Annotated in this window: 15 protein-coding genes; 6 read left to right on the top strand and 9 right to left on the bottom strand. The window is 61.4% G+C overall.

Annotated elements, in window-relative coordinates:
• Window positions 1-212: 212 nt before the first annotated feature.
• The 7 genes from V7773_RS01540 to V7773_RS01510 all read right to left on the bottom strand — a co-directional run bounded on the left by V7773_RS01540 (window position 213) and on the right by V7773_RS01510 (window position 12,006).
• On the bottom strand, window positions 213-1,883 hold the full coding sequence (locus V7773_RS01540) for a response regulator (RefSeq protein WP_336071912.1): 1,671 nt from the start codon (window positions 1,881-1,883) through the stop codon (window positions 213-215).
• The gene (locus V7773_RS01535; RefSeq protein WP_063320936.1) at window positions 1,880-3,382 is read right to left on the bottom strand and encodes an ATPase domain-containing protein; all 1,503 of its coding nucleotides are present in this window, start codon (window positions 3,380-3,382) and stop codon (window positions 1,880-1,882) included. The genes V7773_RS01540 and V7773_RS01535 overlap by 4 nt, the downstream gene beginning before the upstream one ends.
• Before the next feature lie 341 nt (window positions 3,383-3,723).
• On the bottom strand, window positions 3,724-4,782 hold the full coding sequence (locus V7773_RS01530) for a tetratricopeptide repeat protein (protein WP_063320937.1): 1,059 nt from the start codon (window positions 4,780-4,782) through the stop codon (window positions 3,724-3,726).
• Between the two features lie 298 nt (window positions 4,783-5,080).
• Window positions 5,081-6,505 (bottom strand): TolC family protein, encoded by a 1,425-nt coding sequence (locus tag V7773_RS01525; protein WP_336071907.1) that lies wholly within the window; start codon window positions 6,503-6,505, stop codon window positions 5,081-5,083.
• A complete protein-coding gene (locus tag V7773_RS01520; RefSeq protein ID WP_092142928.1) occupies window positions 6,502-9,681 on the bottom strand; it encodes an efflux RND transporter permease subunit in 3,180 nt (1,059 codons plus the stop codon). Before V7773_RS01520 ends, V7773_RS01525 begins: the two co-directional genes overlap by 4 nt.
• 15 nt (window positions 9,682-9,696) lie before the next feature.
• The gene (gene mexE, locus V7773_RS01515; protein ID WP_063320940.1) at window positions 9,697-10,950 is read right to left on the bottom strand and encodes a multidrug efflux RND transporter periplasmic adaptor subunit MexE; all 1,254 of its coding nucleotides are present in this window, start codon (window positions 10,948-10,950) and stop codon (window positions 9,697-9,699) included.
• A gap of 291 nt (window positions 10,951-11,241) precedes the next feature.
• Complete coding sequence (locus tag V7773_RS01510) at window positions 11,242-12,006, bottom strand: substrate-binding periplasmic protein (RefSeq protein WP_336071903.1); 765 nt, start codon at window positions 12,004-12,006, stop codon at window positions 11,242-11,244.
• 368 nt (window positions 12,007-12,374) lie between these two features.
• Between V7773_RS01510 and V7773_RS01505 the strand changes: the two genes are divergently transcribed.
• The 4 genes from V7773_RS01505 to V7773_RS01490 all read left to right on the top strand — a co-directional run bounded on the left by V7773_RS01505 (window position 12,375) and on the right by V7773_RS01490 (window position 15,852).
• Window positions 12,375-12,800 (top strand): VOC family protein, encoded by a 426-nt coding sequence (locus V7773_RS01505; RefSeq protein ID WP_063320942.1) that lies wholly within the window; start codon window positions 12,375-12,377, stop codon window positions 12,798-12,800.
• Between the two features lie 127 nt (window positions 12,801-12,927).
• Window positions 12,928-13,548, top strand: a complete 621-nt coding sequence (locus tag V7773_RS01500) for a TetR/AcrR family transcriptional regulator (RefSeq protein ID WP_063320943.1) — start codon at window positions 12,928-12,930, stop codon at window positions 13,546-13,548.
• Between the two features lie 201 nt (window positions 13,549-13,749).
• Entirely contained in the window at window positions 13,750-14,529 is a 780-nt protein-coding gene (locus tag V7773_RS01495; RefSeq protein WP_336071900.1) for a thioesterase family protein, read from the top strand.
• 51 nt (window positions 14,530-14,580) lie between these two features.
• The gene (locus tag V7773_RS01490; protein WP_336071899.1) at window positions 14,581-15,852 is read left to right on the top strand and encodes an OmpP1/FadL family transporter; all 1,272 of its coding nucleotides are present in this window, start codon (window positions 14,581-14,583) and stop codon (window positions 15,850-15,852) included.
• A gap of 57 nt (window positions 15,853-15,909) precedes the next feature.
• Here V7773_RS01490 and V7773_RS01485 read toward each other — a convergent pair whose 3' ends face one another.
• Both V7773_RS01485 and V7773_RS01480 read right to left on the bottom strand, forming a co-directional pair.
• A complete protein-coding gene (locus V7773_RS01485) occupies window positions 15,910-16,695 on the bottom strand; it encodes an SDR family NAD(P)-dependent oxidoreductase (protein ID WP_336071897.1) in 786 nt (261 codons plus the stop codon).
• A gap of 48 nt (window positions 16,696-16,743) precedes the next feature.
• Window positions 16,744-18,207 (bottom strand): efflux transporter outer membrane subunit, encoded by a 1,464-nt coding sequence (locus V7773_RS01480; RefSeq protein ID WP_336071895.1) that lies wholly within the window; start codon window positions 18,205-18,207, stop codon window positions 16,744-16,746.
• Between the two features lie 220 nt (window positions 18,208-18,427).
• Here V7773_RS01480 and V7773_RS01475 point away from each other — a divergent pair, with 220 nt between their 5' ends.
• Window positions 18,428-19,537, top strand: a complete 1,110-nt coding sequence (locus V7773_RS01475) for an efflux RND transporter periplasmic adaptor subunit (RefSeq protein WP_336071894.1) — start codon at window positions 18,428-18,430, stop codon at window positions 19,535-19,537.
• A complete protein-coding gene (locus V7773_RS01470) occupies window positions 19,534-22,614 on the top strand; it encodes an efflux RND transporter permease subunit (RefSeq protein WP_336071892.1) in 3,081 nt (1,026 codons plus the stop codon). The genes V7773_RS01475 and V7773_RS01470 overlap by 4 nt, the downstream gene beginning before the upstream one ends.

The following is a 22,614-nucleotide window of genomic DNA, read 5'->3' as shown; positions in this document are numbered from 1 at the left end:
TGCTACCAAGTGTTTGTATCCGGGTTGCTTCATGCAGATAAATGAGGTGCCTGGGCCGCTTTCGTGGCGAGGGAGCTTGCTTCCGTTGGACTGCGCAGCAGGCCCAAGGCCGGCGACACCATTGAATCTGGCATAACCGGGATTGAGGTTTTAGGGCCGCTTCGCGCCCCAGCGGGAGCAAGCTCCCTCGCCACAAGCGACATTCAATCGGCTCAAACCGTGATCATCTCCCGCACCTTGGCTGTCAACAAATCAAACGTGAATGGCTTGGTGATCATCTGCATCCCCGGGTCAAGGAAACCGCCGCGTACCGCTGCATGTTCCGCGTAACCGGTGATGAACAGTACCCGCAGGTCCGGGCGGATCTGCCGGCCGATTTCTGCCAGTTGCCGGCCATTCATGCCGGGCAGGCCCACGTCGCTGATCAGCAGGTCGATGCGTTGGCCTGACTGGAGGATTGGTACGGCGCCGTTGGCGTCGGCCGCTTCCACAAAGGCATAGCCCAACTCGCTCAACACCGCGCTCACCAGTACTCGCACCGCTGGATCGTCCTCGACGATCAGCACGGTCTCACCGTCCTGCGCATGCGGTGCATGTGGGGTGGTGGCCTGTGGTTCGTGTATTTCCTCGCCGCGAAAGCGCGGCAGGTAAAGGTTCACCGTGGTGCCTTTGTCGACTTCGCTGTCGATGGTCACATGCCCGCGCGATTGCTTGCTGAACCCATAGATCATCGACAGGCCCAGCCCGGTGCCCTGGCCGATTGGCTTGGTGGTGAAGAACGGATCGAACGCACGACCGATGATCGCTTCGGGCATGCCGCAACCGCTGTCCTGCACGCTCAGCACCACATAGTCGCCGGGTTCCAGGTTGGTGTAGGCGTCGGTAAAGTCGGCGTCCAGGTGCTGGTTGCAGGTCTTTACCGCCAGGTTCCCGCCATTGGGCATCGCATCCCGGGCGTTGAGGACCAGGTTGAGCAGGGCGCTTTCCAGTTGATTGGGGTCGGCTTCGGCGACCCAGAGCTGCTCGTCCAGCTGCATGTCCAGGTGGATGCTTTCGTTGAGGCTGCGTTGCAGCAACTCGCCCATGGACAGTACCAGCGTATTCATCTGGACGGCCTTGGAGTCCAGTGATTGCCGACGGGAAAACGCCAGCAGGCGATGGGTCAGGCCGGCGGCGCGGTTGGCCGAGGTCACGCCCAGGTCGATCAGGCTGTCCAGGTCCTCGGTGCGGCCTCGGGCCAGGCGCCGACGCAGCAGTTCGAGGCTGCCGATGATCCCGGTGAGCATGTTGTTGAAGTCGTGGGCGATACCGCCGGTGAGTTGGCCGACTGCTTCCATTTTCTGTGACTGGCGCAATGCCTCTTCGTTATGGCGCAACTGGGCGGTGCGTTCTTCCACTTGCTGTTCAAGGGTTTCAAGGGTGGTTTGCAGGCGCAGTTCGCTGTTGCTCAGGTCGATCAGGCGGTCGCGGGCTTCGTACTGCCTTCGACGACCTCGCAGGGCGGTGGTCACCAGGCTGATCAGGGTCACTGGGTGGAAAGGGCGCTCAAGGAAGGTCACGTTGCCCAGTTGCGTACCGATACGCGCCGCCGGGTTCTGTTCCGGGCCGCCGTGATGGGTCAGCAAGACAATGGGCAGGTCAGACCAGGCCGGCTGTTGCTCGATGTGCAGGAACAGCGCTTCCAGATCAGGCCCCACCAGCGCTTCCGAGGAAATCACCAACAGGCCGGCACCTTTTTCCAATTCTTCGCACAAATGGCCCAGATGACGGCAGATGAGGCCGGCAAAACCGGCTTCATTGAGGATCATCAAGGCGATCTGGCTGTCCCGTCCCAGCGGTGCGAGGATCAGCGCCCGCTCGGACAGGGGCTCGGCCAGCGTCACCGGTGTTCATCCCTGAGCAGCGGGTTGCTCTCGCCCATATAAGTGGGAACCCCTCGCAAGACGCCTTGGAACGCCTCGAGCGGCTCGCCGATGGTCATGCCCAAGCCGCTGATGCGGTATTCGCGGATGGTCGACTCATGGCTGCCCGTGCGTTTCTTGATGATGGAAATCGCCCGGCGCACCTTGCCCAGTGCTTCGAAATAACGCAAAAGAATCACCGTGTCAGCCAGGTAAGTAATGTCGACGGGCGCCTGCATGTCGCCGACCAGACCGTGCTGTGCAACAGTCATGAAGGTGGCCGCGCCCTTGCGGTTGAGGTAGAGCAACAATTCATGCATGTGCAGGACCAGGGCGTTCTCCTCCGGCATGGCCGCCTGATAGCCATTGATGCTGTCGATGACCACGGTCTTGATGTCTCCCTCATCGACACAACGGCGCACGCGGTGGGAGAACTCGCCAGGGGACAGCTCGGCGGCGTCCACTTGTTCGATCAGCAGGTTGCCGGTCTCTTGCAGGGCTTGCAGGTCGATGCCGATGTTTTTCATGCGTTCGAACAACAAGCCCAGTTCTTCATCGAAGATGAACAGCGCGGCTTTCTCGCCGCGATGTACGGCGGCGGCGGCAAAAATCATTGCTATCAGCGATTTGCCGGTCCCCGCCGGGCCGAGAATCAACGTGCTGGAGCCGGTCTCGATACCGCCACCCAGCAGGGCGTCCATTTCGCCGATGCCGCTGGAGAGTTGCTGGCGCAGGTATTGGCCTCGGTGCTCGGCGGCCACCAGGCGTGGGAAGACGTGTACGCCGTCGCCCATGATGGTGAAGTCATGGTAACCGCCGCGGTATTTCTGCCCGCGATACTTGACCACCCGGATCCGCCGCCGTTCGGCGCCATAGTTGGGCGTCAGTTCTTCCAGGCGAATCACCCCGTGGGCGACACTGTGGACGGTCTTGTCGAGGGACTCGGTGGTCAGGTCGTCGAGCAGCAGGACCGTGGCGTCGTAGCGCACGAAGTAGTGCTTGATCGCGAGGATCTGGCGACGATAGCGCAAGGAGCTTTGCGCCAGCAGGCGGATCTCCGACAGGCTGTCGAGCACCACCCGGGTCGGCTTGACCCGTTCGACCACTTCGAAAATCTGCCGCGTCGCTTCGCCCAGCTCCAGGTCCGAGGAGTACAGCAGGCTCTGCTGGTGCTCGGCATTGAGCAGGCTTTCGGGCGGGGTCAGTTCGAAAATATGAATGTTGTCGTCCAGCGTCCACCCGTGGGAGGTTGCGCCCTGACGCAGTTCACGCTCGGTTTCCGATAGCGTGATGTACAACGAGCGCTCGCCAGCCTTGGCGCCGGCCAACAGAAAATGCAGCGCGACCGTGGTCTTACCCGTCCCTGGTTCCCCCTCGAGCAGGAACACATGGCCGCGGGACAAACCACCGGAAAGGACATCGTCCAGTCCTTCGATGCCGGTGGCGGCTTTTGCACTGATCAACTCGTTAGATGTAGACAAAAATAGCCCTCTCATGACTAGGGAAGTGGGCAGCAGGCGGGGTAACGCCTGAATTCAACTGCCTGAACACTTGACCTTTGGCGGTGATGGCGGTTCCGCTTACATCGATAAAACGCGGTGTATTGCACAACTTTCGGCGTGCAATGAGGGCCTACAGACCAATGCCAGCCAGCTAAGCGAAATGAAGCCGAGCAGTAACCCCGTGGCGAGGGAGCTTGCTCCCGCTGGGCTGCGCAGCAGTCCCAAAACAGGGCCGCTTCGCGACCCAGCGGGAGCAAGCTCCCTCGCCACGGTTTGTGTGTTTGCCCAAGGTTCCAGCTGACAAAAGTTAGGCATTAGGCCTACAGGCCTTGCTGCAGCGCCGGGTCATCGGGGTTCAACTGTTCAAGTTGCGCCAGCAGGATTTGAACATTCTGCAATTGGCCGGTCTCCTTCCAATAGTTGATCAGCAGCACCCGTGCCTTGCGGTCGGCGGGATAGCGCTGGACGATTTCCTGCAGCTGTTTCTGCGCGGCTTCCACTTCCTGCTCGGCATGCAGGGTGGTCGCCAGGTCATAACGGTAATGGCGGTTCTCGGGCTCCAGCTCCACCGCTTTTGCCAAGCCGAGCACCGCATACTCGTTCTGGCCGTGTTGCAGCAGCCACATGCCCAGCGCATGTTGCAGATAAGCCGACGCTGGCTGGGTTTGCAACTGTCGGGCGAGCAATAATCGCGCGGCTTCGCTTTGGCCCTGTTTGTCCAGTACCTCGATCTGCATGACCAGTGCTGGCAGGTTGTCCGGTTGCAGGCGCAAGGCCTGTTCAAGGGCCCGTTGGGCTTTCTTCAGTTCGGCGTTGTGCAGGTGCAGTCGGGCGAGCTGGCAGTGGGTCTCAGCGGTTTTCGGACCGTCCTCGAGCACCTGTTCCCAGGTGTCGATGGCTAACTGCATCGCCCCGAAATACAGGCCGAGATCATCCGGCGACAAGCCCAGCAGCGCGTTCACGGCGGCGAACCGGACGTTCTGGTCATCATCATCCAGGAGCGGGCCGAGCAACAGGCTGCGCTGGCCTGTCGGTACCAGCCCGACGACGCTGCCGATGGCGGCTCGACGCACGTCCGGCGATTCGTTGTGCAGGTCCGCGTCCGCCAGCTTCAGGGCTTGGGGGCTGGGGTAGTTGGGCAGTTCGGCGTGCAGCCACACGCGGCGCTTGGGCGAGAGGTCTGGGCGCCCCAGTTGCTGGTAAAGCATGCGCGCCGCTCCCGGCTGTCCGTTGCGGGCGCTTTCCAGGGCTTCACTGTAACCACGCTTGATCGCTTCGGGGATTTGCGGCGTGGTGCTGCGTAGCCATAGCGCGACAAGACCGATCAACAACAGGACACAGAGGCTGAGGAGCAGATAGCGGCGGCGAGGCGAGGGCATGCAGGGAATCCATTACCAGAAGCGTGAAATGCCGCAAGCTTCGGTCAGGTGGCGGCTTGAGTCAAACCTTGTCACAGCGGTGCGGACCTGTGGGATCGAGCTTGCTGGTGATGGCGTCGGTTCAGCGATATCGATATTGACTGACCCACCGCCATCACCAGCAAGCTCATTCCCCACAATGGGCTCTTTCACGCTGGGTCGTGGGCGATAGGCAAAAAAAGCCCCGCGTCCAAATGAACGCGGGGCAAAGAATTGGTTGGTTGCGGCCAACCAAAGGAGCTCGGTTGAGCAGGGCGGGTCAGTTGCTGGCAACGGTTTCCGGTTTCCAGCCGCCGCCCAGGGCCTTGTAGATCGCGACGATGCCGCGGTACAGGTCCACTTCGGCCTGGGCCTGGGTGTCTTCGGCGGCCAGGCGTTCGCGCTGGGCGTCGAGCAGCACGAGGAAGTCCACAGTGCCTTCGCGGTAGCGAATCTCGGCCAGGTCGGCGGCGGCACGGCTCGATTCACTCTGGCGGATCAGCGAGATCAGCCGTTGTTGACGCTTGCCGTAGTCACTGAAGGCGTTCTCCGATTCTTCCAGGGCCAGCAGTACTTGCTGTTCGTAGGTCGCCAAGGCGCCGTCCGCCTCGGCGTCGGCACCGCGCAAGCGAGCCCGCACGCTGCCCAGGTCGAAAGCGGCCCAGGTAATGCTCGGGCCCAGCGCCCAGGCGTTGGCCGCCGAGGAGCCGATCTGCGAACCGCGTCCAGCCGTGAAACCGAGGAAACCGCTCAGGCTGACCCGTGGGAACAGGTCGGCCTTGGCCACGCCGATGCGCGCCGTGGCAGCGGCCAGTTGGCGTTCGGCACTGAGAATGTCCGGGCGTCGTTGCAGCAGTTCACCCGGGTCGCCGATGGGCAGGGCCTTGGCGATGGCTGGCAACTGTTTCGGGCTCAGGTCCACGCTGAGTTTGTCCGGGCGCTCGCCCAGCAACGTGGCGATGCGATTGCGTTGGCGCACCTGTTCGGCCTGCAACTGCGGCACGCTGGCTTCCACCGAGGCCAGGCGCGCATCGGCGCGAACCACGTCGAGCTGATCACCGACGCCGGCATCGCGCAGGCTTTCGGTGATCTTGCGCGAATCCTGCTGGTTCTTCAGGTTCGCCAGGGCGATCTTTTCCCGTAGTTGGGCGCCGCGCAGTTGACCGTAGGCATCCACCAGCTCGGCGATCATCGTCACCTGCAACTGATAGAGATCGGCTTCGGCCGCCTGCTGATCGGCGTCGCTGGCTTCCAGGTTGCGCTGGATGCGCCCGAACAAGTCCAGCTCCCAGGCCATGTCCAGGCCGAGGTCGTAACGCTCGGTGTTGACTCGTTCGTCTGTCTGCCCCGTCGGGATCTGGCCTTTGCCCAGGTTGCTGCTGGCACGGCTGGTGATGGTCGGCATGGCGTCATTGCTGGCGTCATCGCGAATCGCCCGGGCGGCCCGCAAACGGGCGAAGGCCACGCGCAACTCGCGGTTGCCTTCCAGGGATCGGGTCACCAACGCGTTAAGGGTCGGGTCGTCGAACTGCTGCCACCAGATGCCTTCGAACCGGGCACGGTCGAAATTCTTCTGGCCGGCGGCGCCGTCGGTGGCGGTGGTGATATTCGCCGCCTCCGTTTGCGGGGTCTTGTAGTCCGGGCCCACGGCGCAGGCACTCAAGGCCAATACCAGCAAGCTCGGCACGAACGCTTTCAAACTCATTGTTGCGCCTCCAGTTTCAAAGCCCGGGCCGCCTTGCGGGCCTCGCTGCGCTCGACGAAGTTGCGGATCAGTACATAGAACACAGGGGTGAGCAGCAGGCCGAAGAAGGTCACGCCGAGCATCCCGGAGAACACCGCCACACCCATGGCATGGCGCATTTCAGCACCTGCGCCGCTGGAGAACACCAGGGGCACCACGCCCATGATGAAGGCGAAGGAGGTCATCAGGATCGGCCGCAGACGCAGGCGGCACGCTTCGAGGACCGCCGCCAGCGGGTTCATGCCTTCGAGCTGTTTATCCTTGGCGAACTCGACGATCAGGATCGCGTTCTTGCAGGCAAGCCCCACCAGTACGATCAAGCCGATCTGGGTAAAGATGTTGTTGTCGCCGCCGGAAAGAATCACCCCGGTAATGGCCGACAGCAGGGTCATCGGTACGATCAGGATCACCGCCAATGGCAGGCTCCAGCTTTCGTACTGTGCCGCGAGCACCAGGAACGCCAGCAGTACGCAGAGCGGGAACACGAACAGCGCGGTGTTGCCCGAGAGGATCTGCTGGTACGTCAGGTCGGTCCACTCGTAGGTCATGCCGTTGGGCAATTCGTCCTTGAGCAGCTTCTCGATGGCTTTTTCAGCCTGGCCGGAGCTGTAGCCCGGGGCGGCGGCACCGTTGATTTCAGCGGTGATGAAGCCGTTGTAGTGCATCACGCGGTCTGGCCCCGAGGTATCGCTGACCTTGATGAAGGTCGCCAGCGGGATCATTTCGCCACGGTTGTTGCGCACCTTGAGCTGGCCGATCTGGTCCGACTCGAGACGGAATTGCTGCTCGGCCTGGACGTTGACCTGGTAGGTGCGACCGAAGCGGTTGAAGTCGTTGGCATACAGCGAACCCAGGTAGATCTGCAGGGTGTCGAAGATGTCGCTGACGGCCACGCCGTGGGTCTTGGCTTTTTCACGGTCGATGGCGGCATCGACCTGGGGCACGTTCACGGTGTAGCTGGTGAACAACCCGGCCAGTTCCGGCACGCTGCGGCTCTTGGTGATGATGTTCATGGTTTCTTTGTACAGCTCGTCGTAGCCCAGGTTGCCCCGGTCTTCGATTTGCAGGCGGAAACCACCGATCGTGCCCAGGCCCTGTACCGGCGGTGGCGGGAAGATCGCCATGTAGGCTTCCTGGATCCCGGCGTACTGGCCGTTCAAGGCGCCGGCGATGGCACCGGCCGACATGCTCGGGTCCTTGCGCTCATCGAAAGGCTTGAGGGTCACGAACACGATGCCGGCGTTCGGGCTGTTGGTGAAACCGTTGATCGACAGGCCCGGGAAGGCCACGGCGCTTTCCACGCCCGGTTGCTTGAGGGCCAGGTCGGACATGCGCTTGATCACGTCTTCGGTACGGTCCAGGCTCGCGGCGTCCGGCAGTTGGGCGAAGGCCACCAGGTACTGTTTGTCCTGGCCGGGCACGAAACCGGTCGGGGTGGTGGAGAAACCGAAGAAGGTCAACACCATCAGGCCTGCATAGAGCACCAGGGCGATGCCGCTGCTGCGAATCACTCGAGCGACGGTGCCCACATAACCATGACTGGCGCGCTCGAAGAAACGGTTGAACGGACGGAACAGCCAGCCACCGAAGACCTTGTCCAGGAACTTGGAGAAACGGTCCTTGGGCGCGTCATGGCCCTTGAGCAACACCGCGGCCAAGGCTGGCGACAGGGTCAGGGAGTTGATCGCCGAAATCACCGTGGAGATGGCAATGGTCAGGGCGAACTGTTTATAGAACTGCCCGGTCAGGCCGCTGATGAATGCCGCCGGAACGAACACCGCGCACAGCACCAGGGCGGTGGCGATGATCGGGCCGGTCACTTCGCCCATGGCGCGCTTGGTCGCTTCCACCGGGGTAAGCCCCAGTTCGATGTTTCGCTCGACGTTCTCCACCACCACGATCGCGTCGTCCACCACGATACCGATCGCCAGTACCAGGCCGAACAGCGAGAGGGCGTTCAACGAGAAGCCGAATAGATGCATCACGGCGAACGTACCGATCAGCGATACCGGCACCGCCACCAATGGAATGATCGAGGCGCGCCAGGTCTGCAGGAAAAGGATCACCACCAGCACCACGAGAATCAGTGCTTCGAACAGGGTGTGGACCACCGCCTCGATGGAACCGCGGACGAAGATCGTCGGGTCATAGACGATGCTGTAGTCCATTCCCGCCGGGAAGCCTTTCTTCAGTTCTTCCATCTTGGCGCGAACGTCGTTGGAGATCTGGATAGCGTTGGAACCCGGGCGCTGGAAGATCGGGATCGCCACTGCCGGCTGGTTGTCCAGCAGCGAACGCAGGGCGTATTGGCTGGAACCCAGTTCGACCCGGGCGATGTCCTTCAGACGAGTGATCTCACCGTTGGCACCGGAACGAATGATGATGTTCTCGAACTCTTCCTCATTTACCAGGCGCCCCTGGGTGTTGATCGACAGCTGGAAAGCCTGGGCATTGGGCGCTGGCGGTGCGCCCAGGGCGCCGGCAGCCACCTGGCGGTTCTGTTCACGGATCGCGGTGACCACGTCGGTGGCGGTCAGGTTGCGTGAAGCGGTCTTGTTCGGATCCAACCAGACCCGCAGGGAGTAGTCACCCATGCCGAACAGTTGCACATCACCCACGCCGCCCAGGCGCGCCAGCTCATCCTTGATGTTGAGCAGGGCGTAGTTGGACAGGTAGAGCATGTCGTAGCGTTTGTCCGGCGAGGTCAAGTGCACGACCATGGTCAGGTCGGGCGACGCCTTGTCCACCGTGATGCCGATCCGGGTCACTTCTTCCGGCAGCTTGGGCTCGGTTCGGGTGACGCGGTTCTGCACCTGCACCTGGGCGTTGTCCAGGTCGGTGCCCAGGGCGAAGGTGATGGTCAGGGTGATCTTGCCGTCAGCGGTGGATTGCGAGGACATGTACAGCATGTTCTCGACGCCGGTGATGGCCTGCTCCAGGGGCGCGGCCACGGTTTCGCCGATGACCTTGGGGTTGGCGCCCGGGAAGTTGGCGCGCACGACCACGGTCGGCGGCACGACTTCCGGGTATTCGCTGATCGGCAATTGGAACAGCGAGATGGCGCCGGCGATCAGGATCAGCAGCGAAAGCACTGCTGCGAAGATCGGCCGCGAAATGAAGAACTGGGAAAATTTCATCTTGGATTCAGTCCCTTAACCGCGTGGGGTCGCAGCGGCCAATTTGCCGGCCGCCCCTGACGCGTCCTTGGATGGCGCGACTTGGGGCAGGTTGCTGGCTTCGAGCGCTTTACGTTGTTGTGCCAGGGCGGCAATGGTTTCGTCGCTGGCCATCGGCACGGTTTCAGGCGTGACCGGTGCCCCCGGACGAGCCCGTTGCAGCCCCTTGACGATGATGGTGTCGTTCTTGCTCAGGCCGCTGCGCACGATACGCAGGCCTTCGATTTTCGGACCCAGCTCGACGGCGCGGTAGGCCGGCTTGTTCTCGGCGTCCATCACCAGCACGAATTTCTTGCCCAGGTCGGTGCCGACGGCTTCGTCGTTGATCAGCACGGCGGCGTAAGTACCGCTGCCCACCAGCTTCAGACGGGCATAGAGGCCTGGGGTGTAGGCGCCGTCCTTGTTGTCGAACACGGCACGACCACGGATGGTGCCGGTCTGCGGATTGACCTGGTTGTCGACGAAGTTCATCTGGCCCTGGTGCGGGTTGCCGTCTTCGTTGGACAGGCCCATGTAGACCGGCGTGGCCTGGCCGCGCTGGCCCTGGCGGGCGAGTTGGGTGTACTTGAGGAAGACACGTTCGTCGGCGTCGAAGTAGGCGTAGACCTTGTCCGTGGAGACCACGCTGGTGAGCGGGGTGACGTCGGCGGTTACCAGGTTGCCGGCGGTGATGGCCGCCCGGCTGACGCGACCGCTGATGGGCGAGGTCACCCGGGTGAAGCTCAGGTTCAGCTTGGCCAGGTCCAGTTGCGCCTGGATGGCCGCGGCGGCGGCGCGGGCTTCCTGGGCGGCGCTGGTGCGCGAGTCTGCCAGTTCGGCGGAAATGGCGTTGCTCAAGCGCAGGCGTTCGCCACGCTGGGCTTCGTTTTCGCTGCGGGTGGCAGTGGCGCGGGCCTGGGCCAGTTGGGCTTCGAGACGACGTACTTCAGCCTGGAAAGGGCGTGGGTCGATCTGGAACAACAGGTCGCCTTTCTTGACCAGCGCGCCTTCGGTGAAGGCCACTTCGTCGATCTGCCCGGAAACACGTGGGCGGATCTCGACGGTTTCCGGCGCTTCAAGGCGTCCGGTGAACTCATCCCATTCGTTGACAGGTTGCTCCAATACCTTGGCCACACTGACTTTGGCCGGCGGCATGGACGCTGCCGTGTCGGGAGTCTTGCCGCAGGCGCTCATCACCAGCATCGCCAGCAGCGCGAGGGGAAAACGCAGTTTTGAAAGTGAATGTTCCATGGATAGCATCCGCCAATGTATTGAGAATGGGCGGATGATGCGTGGCGCAAGGCAGAGGAACGAATCGAATGAAGCAAAGGTAACTATCATTCGGAATGATATAAGCCATCGATGAGGGCTCTAGTTCAGCGATGCTATTCATTCGATGTTGAACTGCATGTGGCGAGGGGATTTATCCCCGCTGGGTTGCGAAGCAACCCTGAATCCAGCCACCGCGTCATCTCAGGTTGGTTGCACCCTGCCTTTGGGGCTGCTGCACAGCCCAGCGGGGATAAATCCCTTCGCCACAGCCTACTGCGGCAAATAGAGGTCATGGATATGCTTGACCGTCCCATCCGCGCGAAGCGCTTCAACCGCCTCGCGCAAATCCTCGACCATTTTTGGTGAGCATTGCTTCGAGCAGGCCAGGTAGAGATCGGCGCTGCTGCCGACCGAGCTCATGAGTAGTCTGCGCTTGGACACCTTCGGCCAGATGTAACGACTCTCCGGCACCCCGTTGAACCAGGCATCGATACGCCCCATCAACAGCATCTGGGCGGGATTGTCGCCGATGGCCAACGGATAGATCTGTTCATCGCTGAAGCCTTCGCTGCGCAGGATATCTTCTTGTGCGCTGCCCAGGCCGACGCCGATCTTGCGGTAGGTTTCCTTCGCTTGGGCGAAGCTGCTCACCCGCCGCTCAAGGCTGAAAAAAGCACGCTCCATAGGCATGATCGAAGCGATCCAGGTGAAGCGATCCTCACGGGTTGGGATGCGCGACAGGGGCGTGATCAAGTGGTCATGTTCTTCACTGACATGCTTTTGTGCCCGGGCCCAGGGGAGCACATGGATTTTCACGGCGTACCCGGCCTTGGTCATGGCCGCCACGGCGACATCGCCCACGATTCCGTGGCCCCTGGGGTCGTTGACGAACGTCAGCGGCGGTGCGTCGAGAATGTGCAGTTCAATGATCGGAGATTCAGCACTCGCCTCATGGCTCGCCAGCAGCGGCAGTAACAGACAAAGCCGGTAAAGCGCTTTGGTTGATGTGTTCAAAACGCGTGTAGTCGGGCTCATGGACGATACTTCAGGCATTGAAAGGGGGGGCGCCAATTCCGGTGTACGAGGCGCCGGAAACAACGTCTACAGGCCAGCTTCTTTATATGATGCGGCGCATGATGCAGCGATCCAGCAGGATTCGCCACAACCGTTCCATCCCATCACGTCAGTGCCGCCTTGGTCTGACTGTGTGCTTCTGAAGGTATAGATCATTTGCTCGGCTAAAGCGGCTAATTTGGATGTGTACCTGCACGATGGACCTGCGGTGCATGAGCCTGCCGCGAAAACTCGTCGCTCCCGGTATCGCTTGGACATGGTCTGTAGGGTTTTCTTGCCGCGAGCGCGGCGCTACGATGGCCCAACCTCACACGTTAAGAGGATTCTCGATGAGCCTTTCTCCATTCCACCTGGCGATTCCGGTCTACGATCTTGCCGCCGCCCGTACGTTCTACCGTGAAGTGTTTGGCCTGGAAGAAGGCCGTTCCAGCAGTCAGTGGGTCGACTTCAATTTCTACGGTCACCAACTGGTGATTCATGAGCAACCCAAGACCGCTTTCCAGGAAAGCGCCCAGAGCAATCCGGTGGACGGGCATGATGTGCCGGTCCCGCACTTTGGTGTTGTTTTGGCTTGGGAGGCGTGGGAGGCACTGGCTGAACGATTGAGATCTTTCGGCACGGAGTTTGTGATTGAACCCTACGTCCGCTTCAAAGGGCAGGTTGGCGAGCAAGCCACGATGTTCCTGTTCGATCCTTGTGGCAACGCCCTTGAATTCAAGGCATTCAAGGATATGAGTCAGCTTTTTGCCAAATGACACGGACAAATCGGAGCCCTCGTGACGAGGGAGCAAGGTGCGTGTAACGGACGAACGGCTGTTTTGTGACTATATTCATGGATGGTCACAAGTTGTCATCCCTCGCAGGGATGCGTAAGCTGCTCCCATGAATCAGCCAACATCACCTTCGCCCAGCACTCGCGGCCCAGCCGATCATGACATTCGCGACCAGATTGTCGCGGCGGCCAACGAGCATTTCAGTCAATACGGCTACGCCAAGACCACCGTGTCTGACCTGGCCAAGGCCATCGGCTTTTCCAAGGCGTACATCTACAAGTTCTTCGATTCCAAGCAGGCGATTGGCGAAGCCATTTGCTCCGGCTGTCTTGCGAAGATCGTTGCGGCCGTGGAGGAGGCCATCAGCGAGGAAGGGCTCTCTTCGACCGAGCGCTTTCGCCGCCTGGTCAAGACCCTGATTACCACGGGGATCGACCTGTTCTTCAATGATCGCAAGCTCTACGACATTGCCGCATTCTCCGCGTCGGAGCGCTGGCCCAGCTCCCTGGTGTATGACGCACGGATCAAGCAATTCGTGGTGCAGGTCGTACGGGAAGGGCGCGAAAGCGGTGAGTTCGAACGCAAGACGCCGTTGGATGAAACCGTCGAAGCGATACACCTGACCCTTCGACCTTTCGTCAATCCTCTATTGCTGCAGTACAGCCTCGATCATGTCGAGGTGGCGCCGACGCTGACCGCCAACCTCATCCTGCGTAGCCTGATGCCCTGAGGGACGGCTGCGACGAGCGGCCGTCCCGATTCAGAAACGACTTCCTTGCCTTCGGGTTGTACCTGACCGATCGGTCTCTTTTTGCCTGCTTAGTGACCATTGACAATAATGGTCACGTGAATAAGTATGGCATCGACTTTCAAGTGATCCTTCTTGCGATGCTTCTGCGGGTTCACGTTCAGGCCGTCGGAGGACGTCTAAATGACCAGTTTTGCTCAGGTGCTGGCGCAGTTTGATCCGAGCGTGCCGTTCGTTGCTCCAGCCAATTGGCAGCAGGGCCGGACGATCTTCGGTGGTCTTTCGGCGGCGTTGTCGTTGGAAACGGTTCTGCGCGAACGCCCACAGGGCTTTCCTCCGTTCAAGTCTGCGCAGGTTTCATTCATAGGTCCGGTCACGCAAGCCCAGACATTCGATACAAGCGTGTTGCGCGAAGGGCGATCCGTGACTTCGGTGTCTGTCGACTGCAAGTCGGGCGATGAGCTGGCGTTGCGCACGACCTTGCTGTTCGCTCAGCCACGCGCCAGCAGGATTACCCATGAGGCATGGGGATGCCCGTTGGTGGAGCAGGCGTCGCGGTACGCCACGCTGGCGCTGGACAACACCATTGCGCCTGCCTGCGCCTTCAACTTCGAAATGCGCCCTGCGGGTGGGGCATTGCCGGTGTCCGGGGCTACAGATCCCGAGTTGCTGATGTGGGTTCGTCACCTGGATGCCCAGGGGGTAGACCCGGCGGTGGCTTTGATCGCCCTCGCTGACAGTCTGCCGCCCGCCGCGATGACCTGCTTCACAGAGCCGGCAGCCATCAGCTCGGCTTCCTGGACAATCGATCTGCCGCAGCCCGCCGTGGCCGGCGAATGGTTTCTCATCAGCGCCTTCAGCCAGCAGGCCTCGGAGGGTTACTCCTTGCAAGATATGGAAATCTGGGACGAAAACGGTCGGCGAGTGCTTTGGGCGCGCCAGACCGTGGCGATTTTTACCTAATAGAAAAACAAACCGTTCCATCCCCCAGCAATTGTTCCTAGAGTCCTAATAATGAAAAGAATCTTGCTCAAGACCCCCATGAGTCTCGCCGTTGCGCTTGCAACGTCCCAAGTGTTTGCCAGCGGCTTCGCGCTGAACGAACAAAGTATCAGTGGGATGGGCGCGGGTTTTGCCGGGCGGTCCTCTTCCGCTGAAGATGCCAGTACTGTCTTCGGCAACCCGGCGGGCATGTCTCGCTTGAAGAAAGAGCAGGTCAGCCTGGGCGCTGCGACACTGTTTACCCAGAGCGATATCAGCCAGACCCGCAGCACTTTCGGTGGCCGAGAGGACGGTGACATGGTGCCGACCACCACGGTGCCGATGGGTTACTACGTCAAGCCGGTGGATGAGCATTGGGCTGTCGGCGTTGGTTTTTATGTGCCATTTGGTTTGATCACCGATTATGGCAGCGACTTTGCCGGGCGTTATTACGGCAATAAAAGCGAAGTGACGACGCTGACTTTCCAGCCTACCGTCAGCTACGCCTTCAACGACAAGGTGTCGATCGGGTTTGGTCCGACCATTAACCGGATCAGCGGTGAGATCTCCGGGATGGTGCCCAATCCCCTCAGTCCCGGCAGCAACGATGGGAAGCTGAAAAGCAACGGCGACGATACGGCGCTCGGCTTCAACGCCGGCATCCTGGTGCAGGCGACGGACCAGACTCGCCTGGGGCTGACTTACCACTCCAAGGTCAGTTACCACCTGGACGCAAAGTCCAAGCTCACGGGGGGTATTTTCAGTGTGTTGGGGGTAAGTGGCCGCAGCTATGACGCGTCGTTGGACGTGGATACTCCGGAGTCAGTGGACATCTCGCTCACTCATCAGCTCAATGACGACTGGACGGTGTACCTGGGAAGTACCTGGACGCGCTGGAGCCGCTTCAAGGAGCTGACCATCGAGAACTCCGGCTTGCCTGCGCTGCTGAGCGGCACGCTGGGCACCGTCAGCGAAGAACAGAACTGGCATGACACTTGGGCCCATGCCATCGGTGCCGCGTATAAACTCAATGATCAATGGGTCTTGCGCGCGGGCTTGTCGGTCGACCAGTCGCCCGCCAACAACACCAACCGTGGGCCTCGGATACCAACCGGCGACCGCACGGTGCTCAGCTTCGGTGCCGGCTGGACGCCTGTGGAAGAGGTGACGATCGACGTGGCTTACTCCTACTTGCAGGAAGAGAGCGTGCGCATCAACGAAACCTCGTCGACCCGTGGCGCATACAGTTCCAAATACCGGAACAGTGCCAGCGGTTTTGGTACTTCAGTCAGCTATCGCTTCTAGCGCAATAGGGCGTGTGCCGGGAGCCCTTGCAGCTCCCGGTCCTTCGCCGCATCGCATTCATACCCCCATGACATTCGCCATGAGACGCTGGTGAAATCGGCGTGGCGTGGCCCAGATCAACACCGCGAGTGCCTTGTTGCCGAAGCCGGGCACCACACTCATGCGCCCGGCTTGCAGCGCGCGGATGCCTGCGCGAACCACTGGTTGGGGTTGCATCATCACCATTTTCAGCGCTGGCGTGAGGGTCTGGTTGGCACTCTGCGCAAACCCGGTATCCGACATGCCTGGGCACAGCGCGGTCACGACGACACCGTCGCCCTTGAGTTCCTGGTGCAGCGCCTCGGAGAAGCGAAGCACATAGGCCTTGGCCGCTGAATAGACCGCGAAATTTTTCACGCCTTGATAGGAAAGCAAGCTGGCGACCTGCAAGATGTGGCCGCGGCGGCGGATGCGCATGTCCTGGGCAAAGAGGCGAGTCATGATGGTCAGGCTGGCGATGTCCAGATCGATCATTGCCAGGGATTGGTCAATGGCGTGGTCCAGGAACGGGCCCTGCAATCCATGGCCGGCGTTGTTGATGAGCACATCGACTGCAATACCCTGTTGAACCAGTCGCTTGTGCAGGTCGATGACTGCCGGAATCGACGACAGGTCGACTTGTTCGGTGATCACCTCGGTGCCGAAACGCTCGCGCAGTTCTTTTGACAGCGCTTCCAGTTTGTCCAGCCTGCGGGCTACCAGAACGAGGGATTTTCCCTGTGCTGCGTATTGCCGGGCGAACTCCTCCCCAAAGCCGCTTGAAGCGCCCGTGATGAGCACCCAGGAATTCTCGTTGGTTTTCATGTGGCTGGACTCCGGTTGTAAAGATTGAAAATAGTGGTGATTGCCTGATCATCGGCTCGCTACCGGCTGCGGTGGCTGTGGCGCTTGCCAGCCGCCACCGAGGGCTCTGAATGCTGCGACCGCCGCCCGTGCCGATTCCGTCCGGGCTTGTGCCCGGGCATCGGATGCCTGGAGCAGTGTCTGGTCGGCGTTGAGGACATCGATCAGGCTGGCCGTGCCTTTCTGATAGGCAATAAAGGATGATCGACGCGCCTCGCTCAATGACGCTTCGCCTGTGGTGAGTGTCGCGGCCTGGGCTTCTCGGTTGACCAAGGCGGAGAAGGCATTCTCGACATCCTCGGTGGCGCGCAACGCGGACTGGCGATAAACAGCCAGCGCTTCGGCTTCCTGTCCCTTGGCCTGGTCGATCTGGGCGTTGATCCGGCCAAAGTCGAACAGCCTCCAGCGCAGTCCCAGCGCGCCCGACGCCTGGCTGGCGCCGCCGGAGAAAAGGTGCCCGGCAGAGACCGCAGTGGCGCTGCCGAGCAACGCGCTGAGGGAAAATTTCGGATAGTACTCGGCGACGGCTTCGCCGATACGGGCATTGGAGGCGGCGAGACGGCGCTCGGCGACGATGAGGTCTGGTCGGCGGCGCAGTAGATCAGCCGGCGTACCCATCTCGCTGATTTGTGGCGGCAGGGGGATGCTACCCGTCTCGGTCAGTTGCGGGCGATGAGTGCCTGGCGGCGTGCCAAGCATGACATCCAGCGCATTCATGGCGGCGTCCAGCCCGGTTTGCAGGACCGGTACCGTTGCCTGGACCTGGGCAAGCGCGCCTTCGGTCTGGCGGACCTGATAGCTGGCGGCGAGCCCTTTGCTGTAGAGCAACTGGACTTTTTCCAGCAGGTCCTGCTGGGTCTTGACCTGGTGGTTCGCAATATCCAGCCGGGCTTGCAAGCCGCGCAGGGTGATGTAGATGTCAGCGGTCTGCGCGGCCACGGCCAACCTTGTCGCCGCGGCTCCGGCCTCGGAGGCCTGGTATTCGGCCAATGCAGCTTCGCGTCCGCGTCGCAGGCCGCCAAAGATATCCAGCTCCCAGCTCGCGCCGAGGTCCAGCTCGTAGCTGTTCCCGTACCGATCAAAGCCAGGGTTCGAGTTGAGCAATTGGCCCTGCGGCGTCTCGACGGATTGATAGGCGCGTGCGGCCTGGCCGCTGATATTTCCCGAGGGCAACAGGGCGGCGTTGGCTGCACCAAGGCCGGCCCGCGCCTGAGCAACGCGCGCCGACGCCTGGGCGAGGTCAAGGTTCTGCTCCAGGGCTTTGGCGATAAAGTCGCTCAGCACCGGGTCGCCAAACCCCTCCCACCAGGTGGTGAGGCTGGCCTGTGTTGTACCGCTCCTTTGCTCGACAGAAGGCTGGCCCAGGAAACGATCCGACAGGACAGCGTTGGGACGCTGATAGTCCGGACCGACCGCGCAGCCGGCCATCAAGCTGACGCTTACTAATAAAGCAAGGGGGCGGAGGGGAGGCATTGCGGTTTCCTCGGGATCGACATTTGTGACCATATTATAGAATGGTCACAGTCTGTCAATTGGTTGTGAAGTCCGCTTCGTGGATCCAAGGCCCTTTGTTTACTGGGGGTTATCCGCGAGCCAACAGGGCCAAAAACAAAACTTCAATTTGTGACCATTGACAGTATTGGTCACGAGCGCAAGAATGGGTTCCCCATCCTCTGTCCAGTAAAGGGAACCTATGCTCCGGCTCCGACCTGTCACCCTTGCCGCTTGCTTGTTGCCTCTTGTCCTCACGGCGTGCGGCGACTCATCCACTGCCACCGATCCGCGCACGCTTGCTCCTCTGGTGAGGGTTGCGCAGGTGCAGGGTTCCTCCGTCGGCGCTCGCTCTTTCACTGGCGTCGTGGCGGCCCGCGTCCAGAGCGACCTGGGTTTTCGTGTGTCAGGCAAGGTCCTGGAGCGGTTGGTGGATGCCGGTCAGGCGGTCAAGAAAGGCCAGCCGTTGATGCGTCTGGACCCCATCGATCTGGGCTTGCAGGCGCGAGCCCAGCAAGAGGCTGTCACGGCCGCGCGCGCCCGGGCCAAGCAGACCGCGGACGATGAAGCTCGATATCGCGAACTGGTGGCCGCCGGGGCGATTTCGGCGTCGGGCTATGACCAGATCAAAGCCGCCGCCGATACCGCGAAGGCGCAGCTCAGCGCCGCCGAGGCGCAAGCCGACGTGGCCCGCAATGCGTCCGGCTATGCAGTGCTCCTCGCCGACGCCGATGGTGTGGTGATGGAAACGCTCGCCGAGCCGGGGCAAGTCGTCAGTCCGGGTCAACCGGTGGTCCGACTGGCGCGAGCCGGGCAGCGCGAAGCCGTCGTGCAACTGCCCGAGACCCTGCGACCAGCCGTCGGGTCCAGCGCCCAGGCGACGCTGTATGGCAACACCAGCGGGGCGGTCACCGCCAGGCTCAGGCTGCTTTCCGATTCGGCTGACCGGGTGACCCGTACCTTTGAAGCGCGCTATGTCCTGGAGGGCGCCCTGGCTAATGCACCGCTGGGCTCGACCGTCACACTGCGTATCGCCGAGGGCGTGGCCCAGGGGCCGGTGCTGCAAGTGCCAATTGCGGCGCTGTACGACCCCGGCAATGGCACTGGTGTGTGGGTCATCGACGGCGAGCCGGCAAAAGTGACTTGGCGTCCCGTCCAGGTCTTGGGCTTGAGCGACGACGCGGCGCGCGTTGCAGGCCGTCTCAACGTTGGTGAGCGGATTGTCGGCCTGGGTGCACATCTGTTGCGTGAAGGCGAGCCCGTCCGGCTGCTTGCACCGGGCGATGTGAACGTCGCGGGGACCCGCCAATGAGCTTCAATCTTTCGGCGCTCGCCGTGCGCGAGCGCGCCATCACGGTATTTCTGATTTTCCTGATCGCCGTCGCCGGGACCTTGGCGTTCTTCAAGCTTGGCCGCGCGGAGGATCCGCCGTTCACGGTCAAGCAACTGACCGTCATTACTGCATGGCCGGGGGCGACGGCGCGGGAGATGCAGGACCAGGTCGCCGAGCCCCTGGAAAAACGCCTGCAGGAGTTGAAATGGTACGACCGCTCGGAAACGTACACTCGTCCCGGTCTGGCTTTCACCATGGTTTCGCTACTGGACCGCACGCCGCCTTCACAGGTGCAGGAAGAGTTCTACCAGGCGCGCAAGAAGCTCGACGACGAAGCCACCAAGTTGCCTGCGGGGGTGATCGGGCCACTGGTCAACGACGAGTACTCGGACGTGACGTTTGCGCTGTTTGCCCTCAAGGCCAAGGGTGAGCCGCAGCGCCTGCTGGTGCGTGATGCCGAGGTGTTGCGCCAGCGCCTGTTGCATGTGGCGGGGGTGAAGAAGGTCAACATCATCGGCGAACAGGCCGAGCGCATTTTCATTTCCTTTTCCCATGACCGGCTGGCGACCTTGGGGGTCTCTCCTCAGGACATCTTCGCCGCACTGAACAGCCAGAACGTACTGACGCCCGCCGGCTCCATCGAAACCAAAGGGCCACAGGTTTTCCTGCGGGTGGAAGGGGCCTTCGATACCTTGGAGAAAATCCGCGACACGCCGCTGACAATCCAGGGGCGCACGTTGAAGCTCTCGGACGTGGCGACGGTTGAACGTGGCTATGAAGATCCGGCCACCTTCCTGGTGCGCAACAATGGCGAAGAGGCGTTGTTGCTGGGCGTGATCATGCGCGAGGGTTGGAACGGCCTCGATCTGGGCAAGGCGCTCGATGCCGAGACGAGCAAGATCAATGAAGACATGCCACTGGGCATGACGCTGACCAAGGTGACCGATCAAGCCGTGAACATCGATTCGGCCGTCGGCGAGTTCATGGTCAAATTTTTTGTCGCGCTGCTGGTTGTGATGCTCGTGTGCTTTCTCAGCATGGGCTGGCGTGTAGGTGTTGTGGTCGCAGCGGCCGTACCGTTGACACTGGCCATCGTGTTCGTGGTGATGGCGGCTACCGGAAAGAACTTTGACCGGATCACCTTGGGTTCGCTGATCCTGGCGCTCGGGCTGCTGGTGGACGACGCCATCATCGCGATCGAAATGATGGTGGTGAAGATGGAGGAGGGCTACGACCGGATCAAAGCCTCGGCCTATGCCTGGAGTCACACGGCTGCACCGATGCTGTCCGGTACGCTGGTGACGGCGATTGGCTTCATGCCCAACGGGTTTGCCCAATCGACCGCTGGTGAATACACCAGCAACATGTTCTGGATCGTGGGCATCGCCCTGATCGCCTCCTGGGTAGTTGCGGTAGCTTTTACCCCTTACCTGGGGATGAAAATGTTGCCGGACATCAAACCGGTCGAAGGCGGACATGCCGCCATTTACAACACCCGCCACTACAATCGCTTCCGCCAGGTCCTGGCGCGGGTCATCAGCCACAAATGGCTGGTGGCCGGTACGGTGATCACGCTGTTTGTCGTGGCCGTCCTGGGCATGGGTCTGGTGAAAAAACAGTTCTTTCCGACTTCAGACCGTCCCGAGGTCATGGTCGAGGTGCAAATGCCCTATGGAACTTCCATCGAGCAGACCAGCGCCGCCACGGCCAAGGTCGAAGCCTGGCTGCAAAAACAGGCGGAAGCGAAAATCGTCACCGCCTATATCGGACAGGGCGCGCCGCGTTTCTTCCTGGCAATGGCGCCAGAACTGCCAGATCCGTCGTTCGCCAAGATCGTCGTGCTGACGGACAGCCAGGAGGCACGGGAAACCCTCAAGTTCCGTCTTCGCGAAGCGGTTGCCGCAGGGCTTGCCCCAGAGGCCCGTGTCAGGGCGACCCAGATTGTGTTCGGTCCGTATTCACCGTTTCCGGTGGCCTACCGGGTGATGGGGCCTGATCCGACGAAACTGCGGGAGATTGCCGCACGCGTACAGGACGTCATGCAAGCCAGCCCGATGATGAGGACGGTCAACACCGATTGGGGGCCGCTGGTGCCGACGCTGCATTTCAACCTGGATCAGGATCGCCTGCAGGCGGTCGGACTGACATCCAGTGCCGTCGCCGAGCAACTGCAATTCCTGCTGGCCGGGGTGCCGATCACGGCGGTTCGTGAGGACATCCGTTCGGTGCAGGTCGTTGGTCGAGCCGCCGGTGACATCCGTCTTGACCCCGCCCGGATCGAAGGCTTTACGCTGGTAGGGGCCGCCGGGCAGCGTATCCCGCTGTCCCAGGTCGGCGAGGTGGATGTACGCATGGAGGATCCGATCCTTCGGCGGCGCGATCGTACGCCGACCATCACCGTGCGCGGCGACATCGCCGAAGGCTTGCAGCCACCAGACGTATCGAGCGCGATGCTCGTGCTATTGCAGCCGATCCTCGACACGCTTCCTGACGGCTACCGGATCGAGCAGGCAGGGGCTATCGAGGAGTCGGGCAAGGCCAACCAAGCAATCCTGCCCCTGCTGCCGATCATGGTGGCGCTGACGCTGCTGATCATCATTGTCCAGGTGCGTTCGATTTCGGCGATGCTCATGGTGTTCTTAACCGCGCCCTTGGGACTGATTGGCGTGGTGCCTATGCTGCTGATATTCCAACAGCCGTTCGGCATCAATGCCCTGGTCGGCCTGATCGCACTGTCGGGCATCCTGATGCGCAACACGCTGATCCTGATCGGGCAGATCCATCACAACGCCCAAGAAGGGCTGGATCCGTTCAATGCTGTCATCGAAGCCACCGTACAGCGGGCCCGCCCCGTGCTGTTGACGGCGCTGGCGGCGATCCTGGCGTTCATTCCCCTGACGCACTCGGTGTTCTGGGGGACGTTGGCCTACACGCTGATCGGCGGTACGTTCGTCGGCACCCTCATGACCCTGGTGTTCCTGCCAGCGATGTATTCCATCTGGTTCAAGATCCGTCCCGGCCAGCCTGCTCCAATTGAAACAGTACGGCTGATATAA

It is taken from the genome of Pseudomonas sp. 3JA, assembly GCF_036961705.1.
Taxonomy (GTDB): domain Bacteria; phylum Pseudomonadota; class Gammaproteobacteria; order Pseudomonadales; family Pseudomonadaceae; genus Aquipseudomonas; species Aquipseudomonas fluorescens_Q.
The sequence above is the reverse complement of the archived record's forward strand: the minus strand, read 5'-3'. Positions and strand labels throughout refer to the sequence as shown.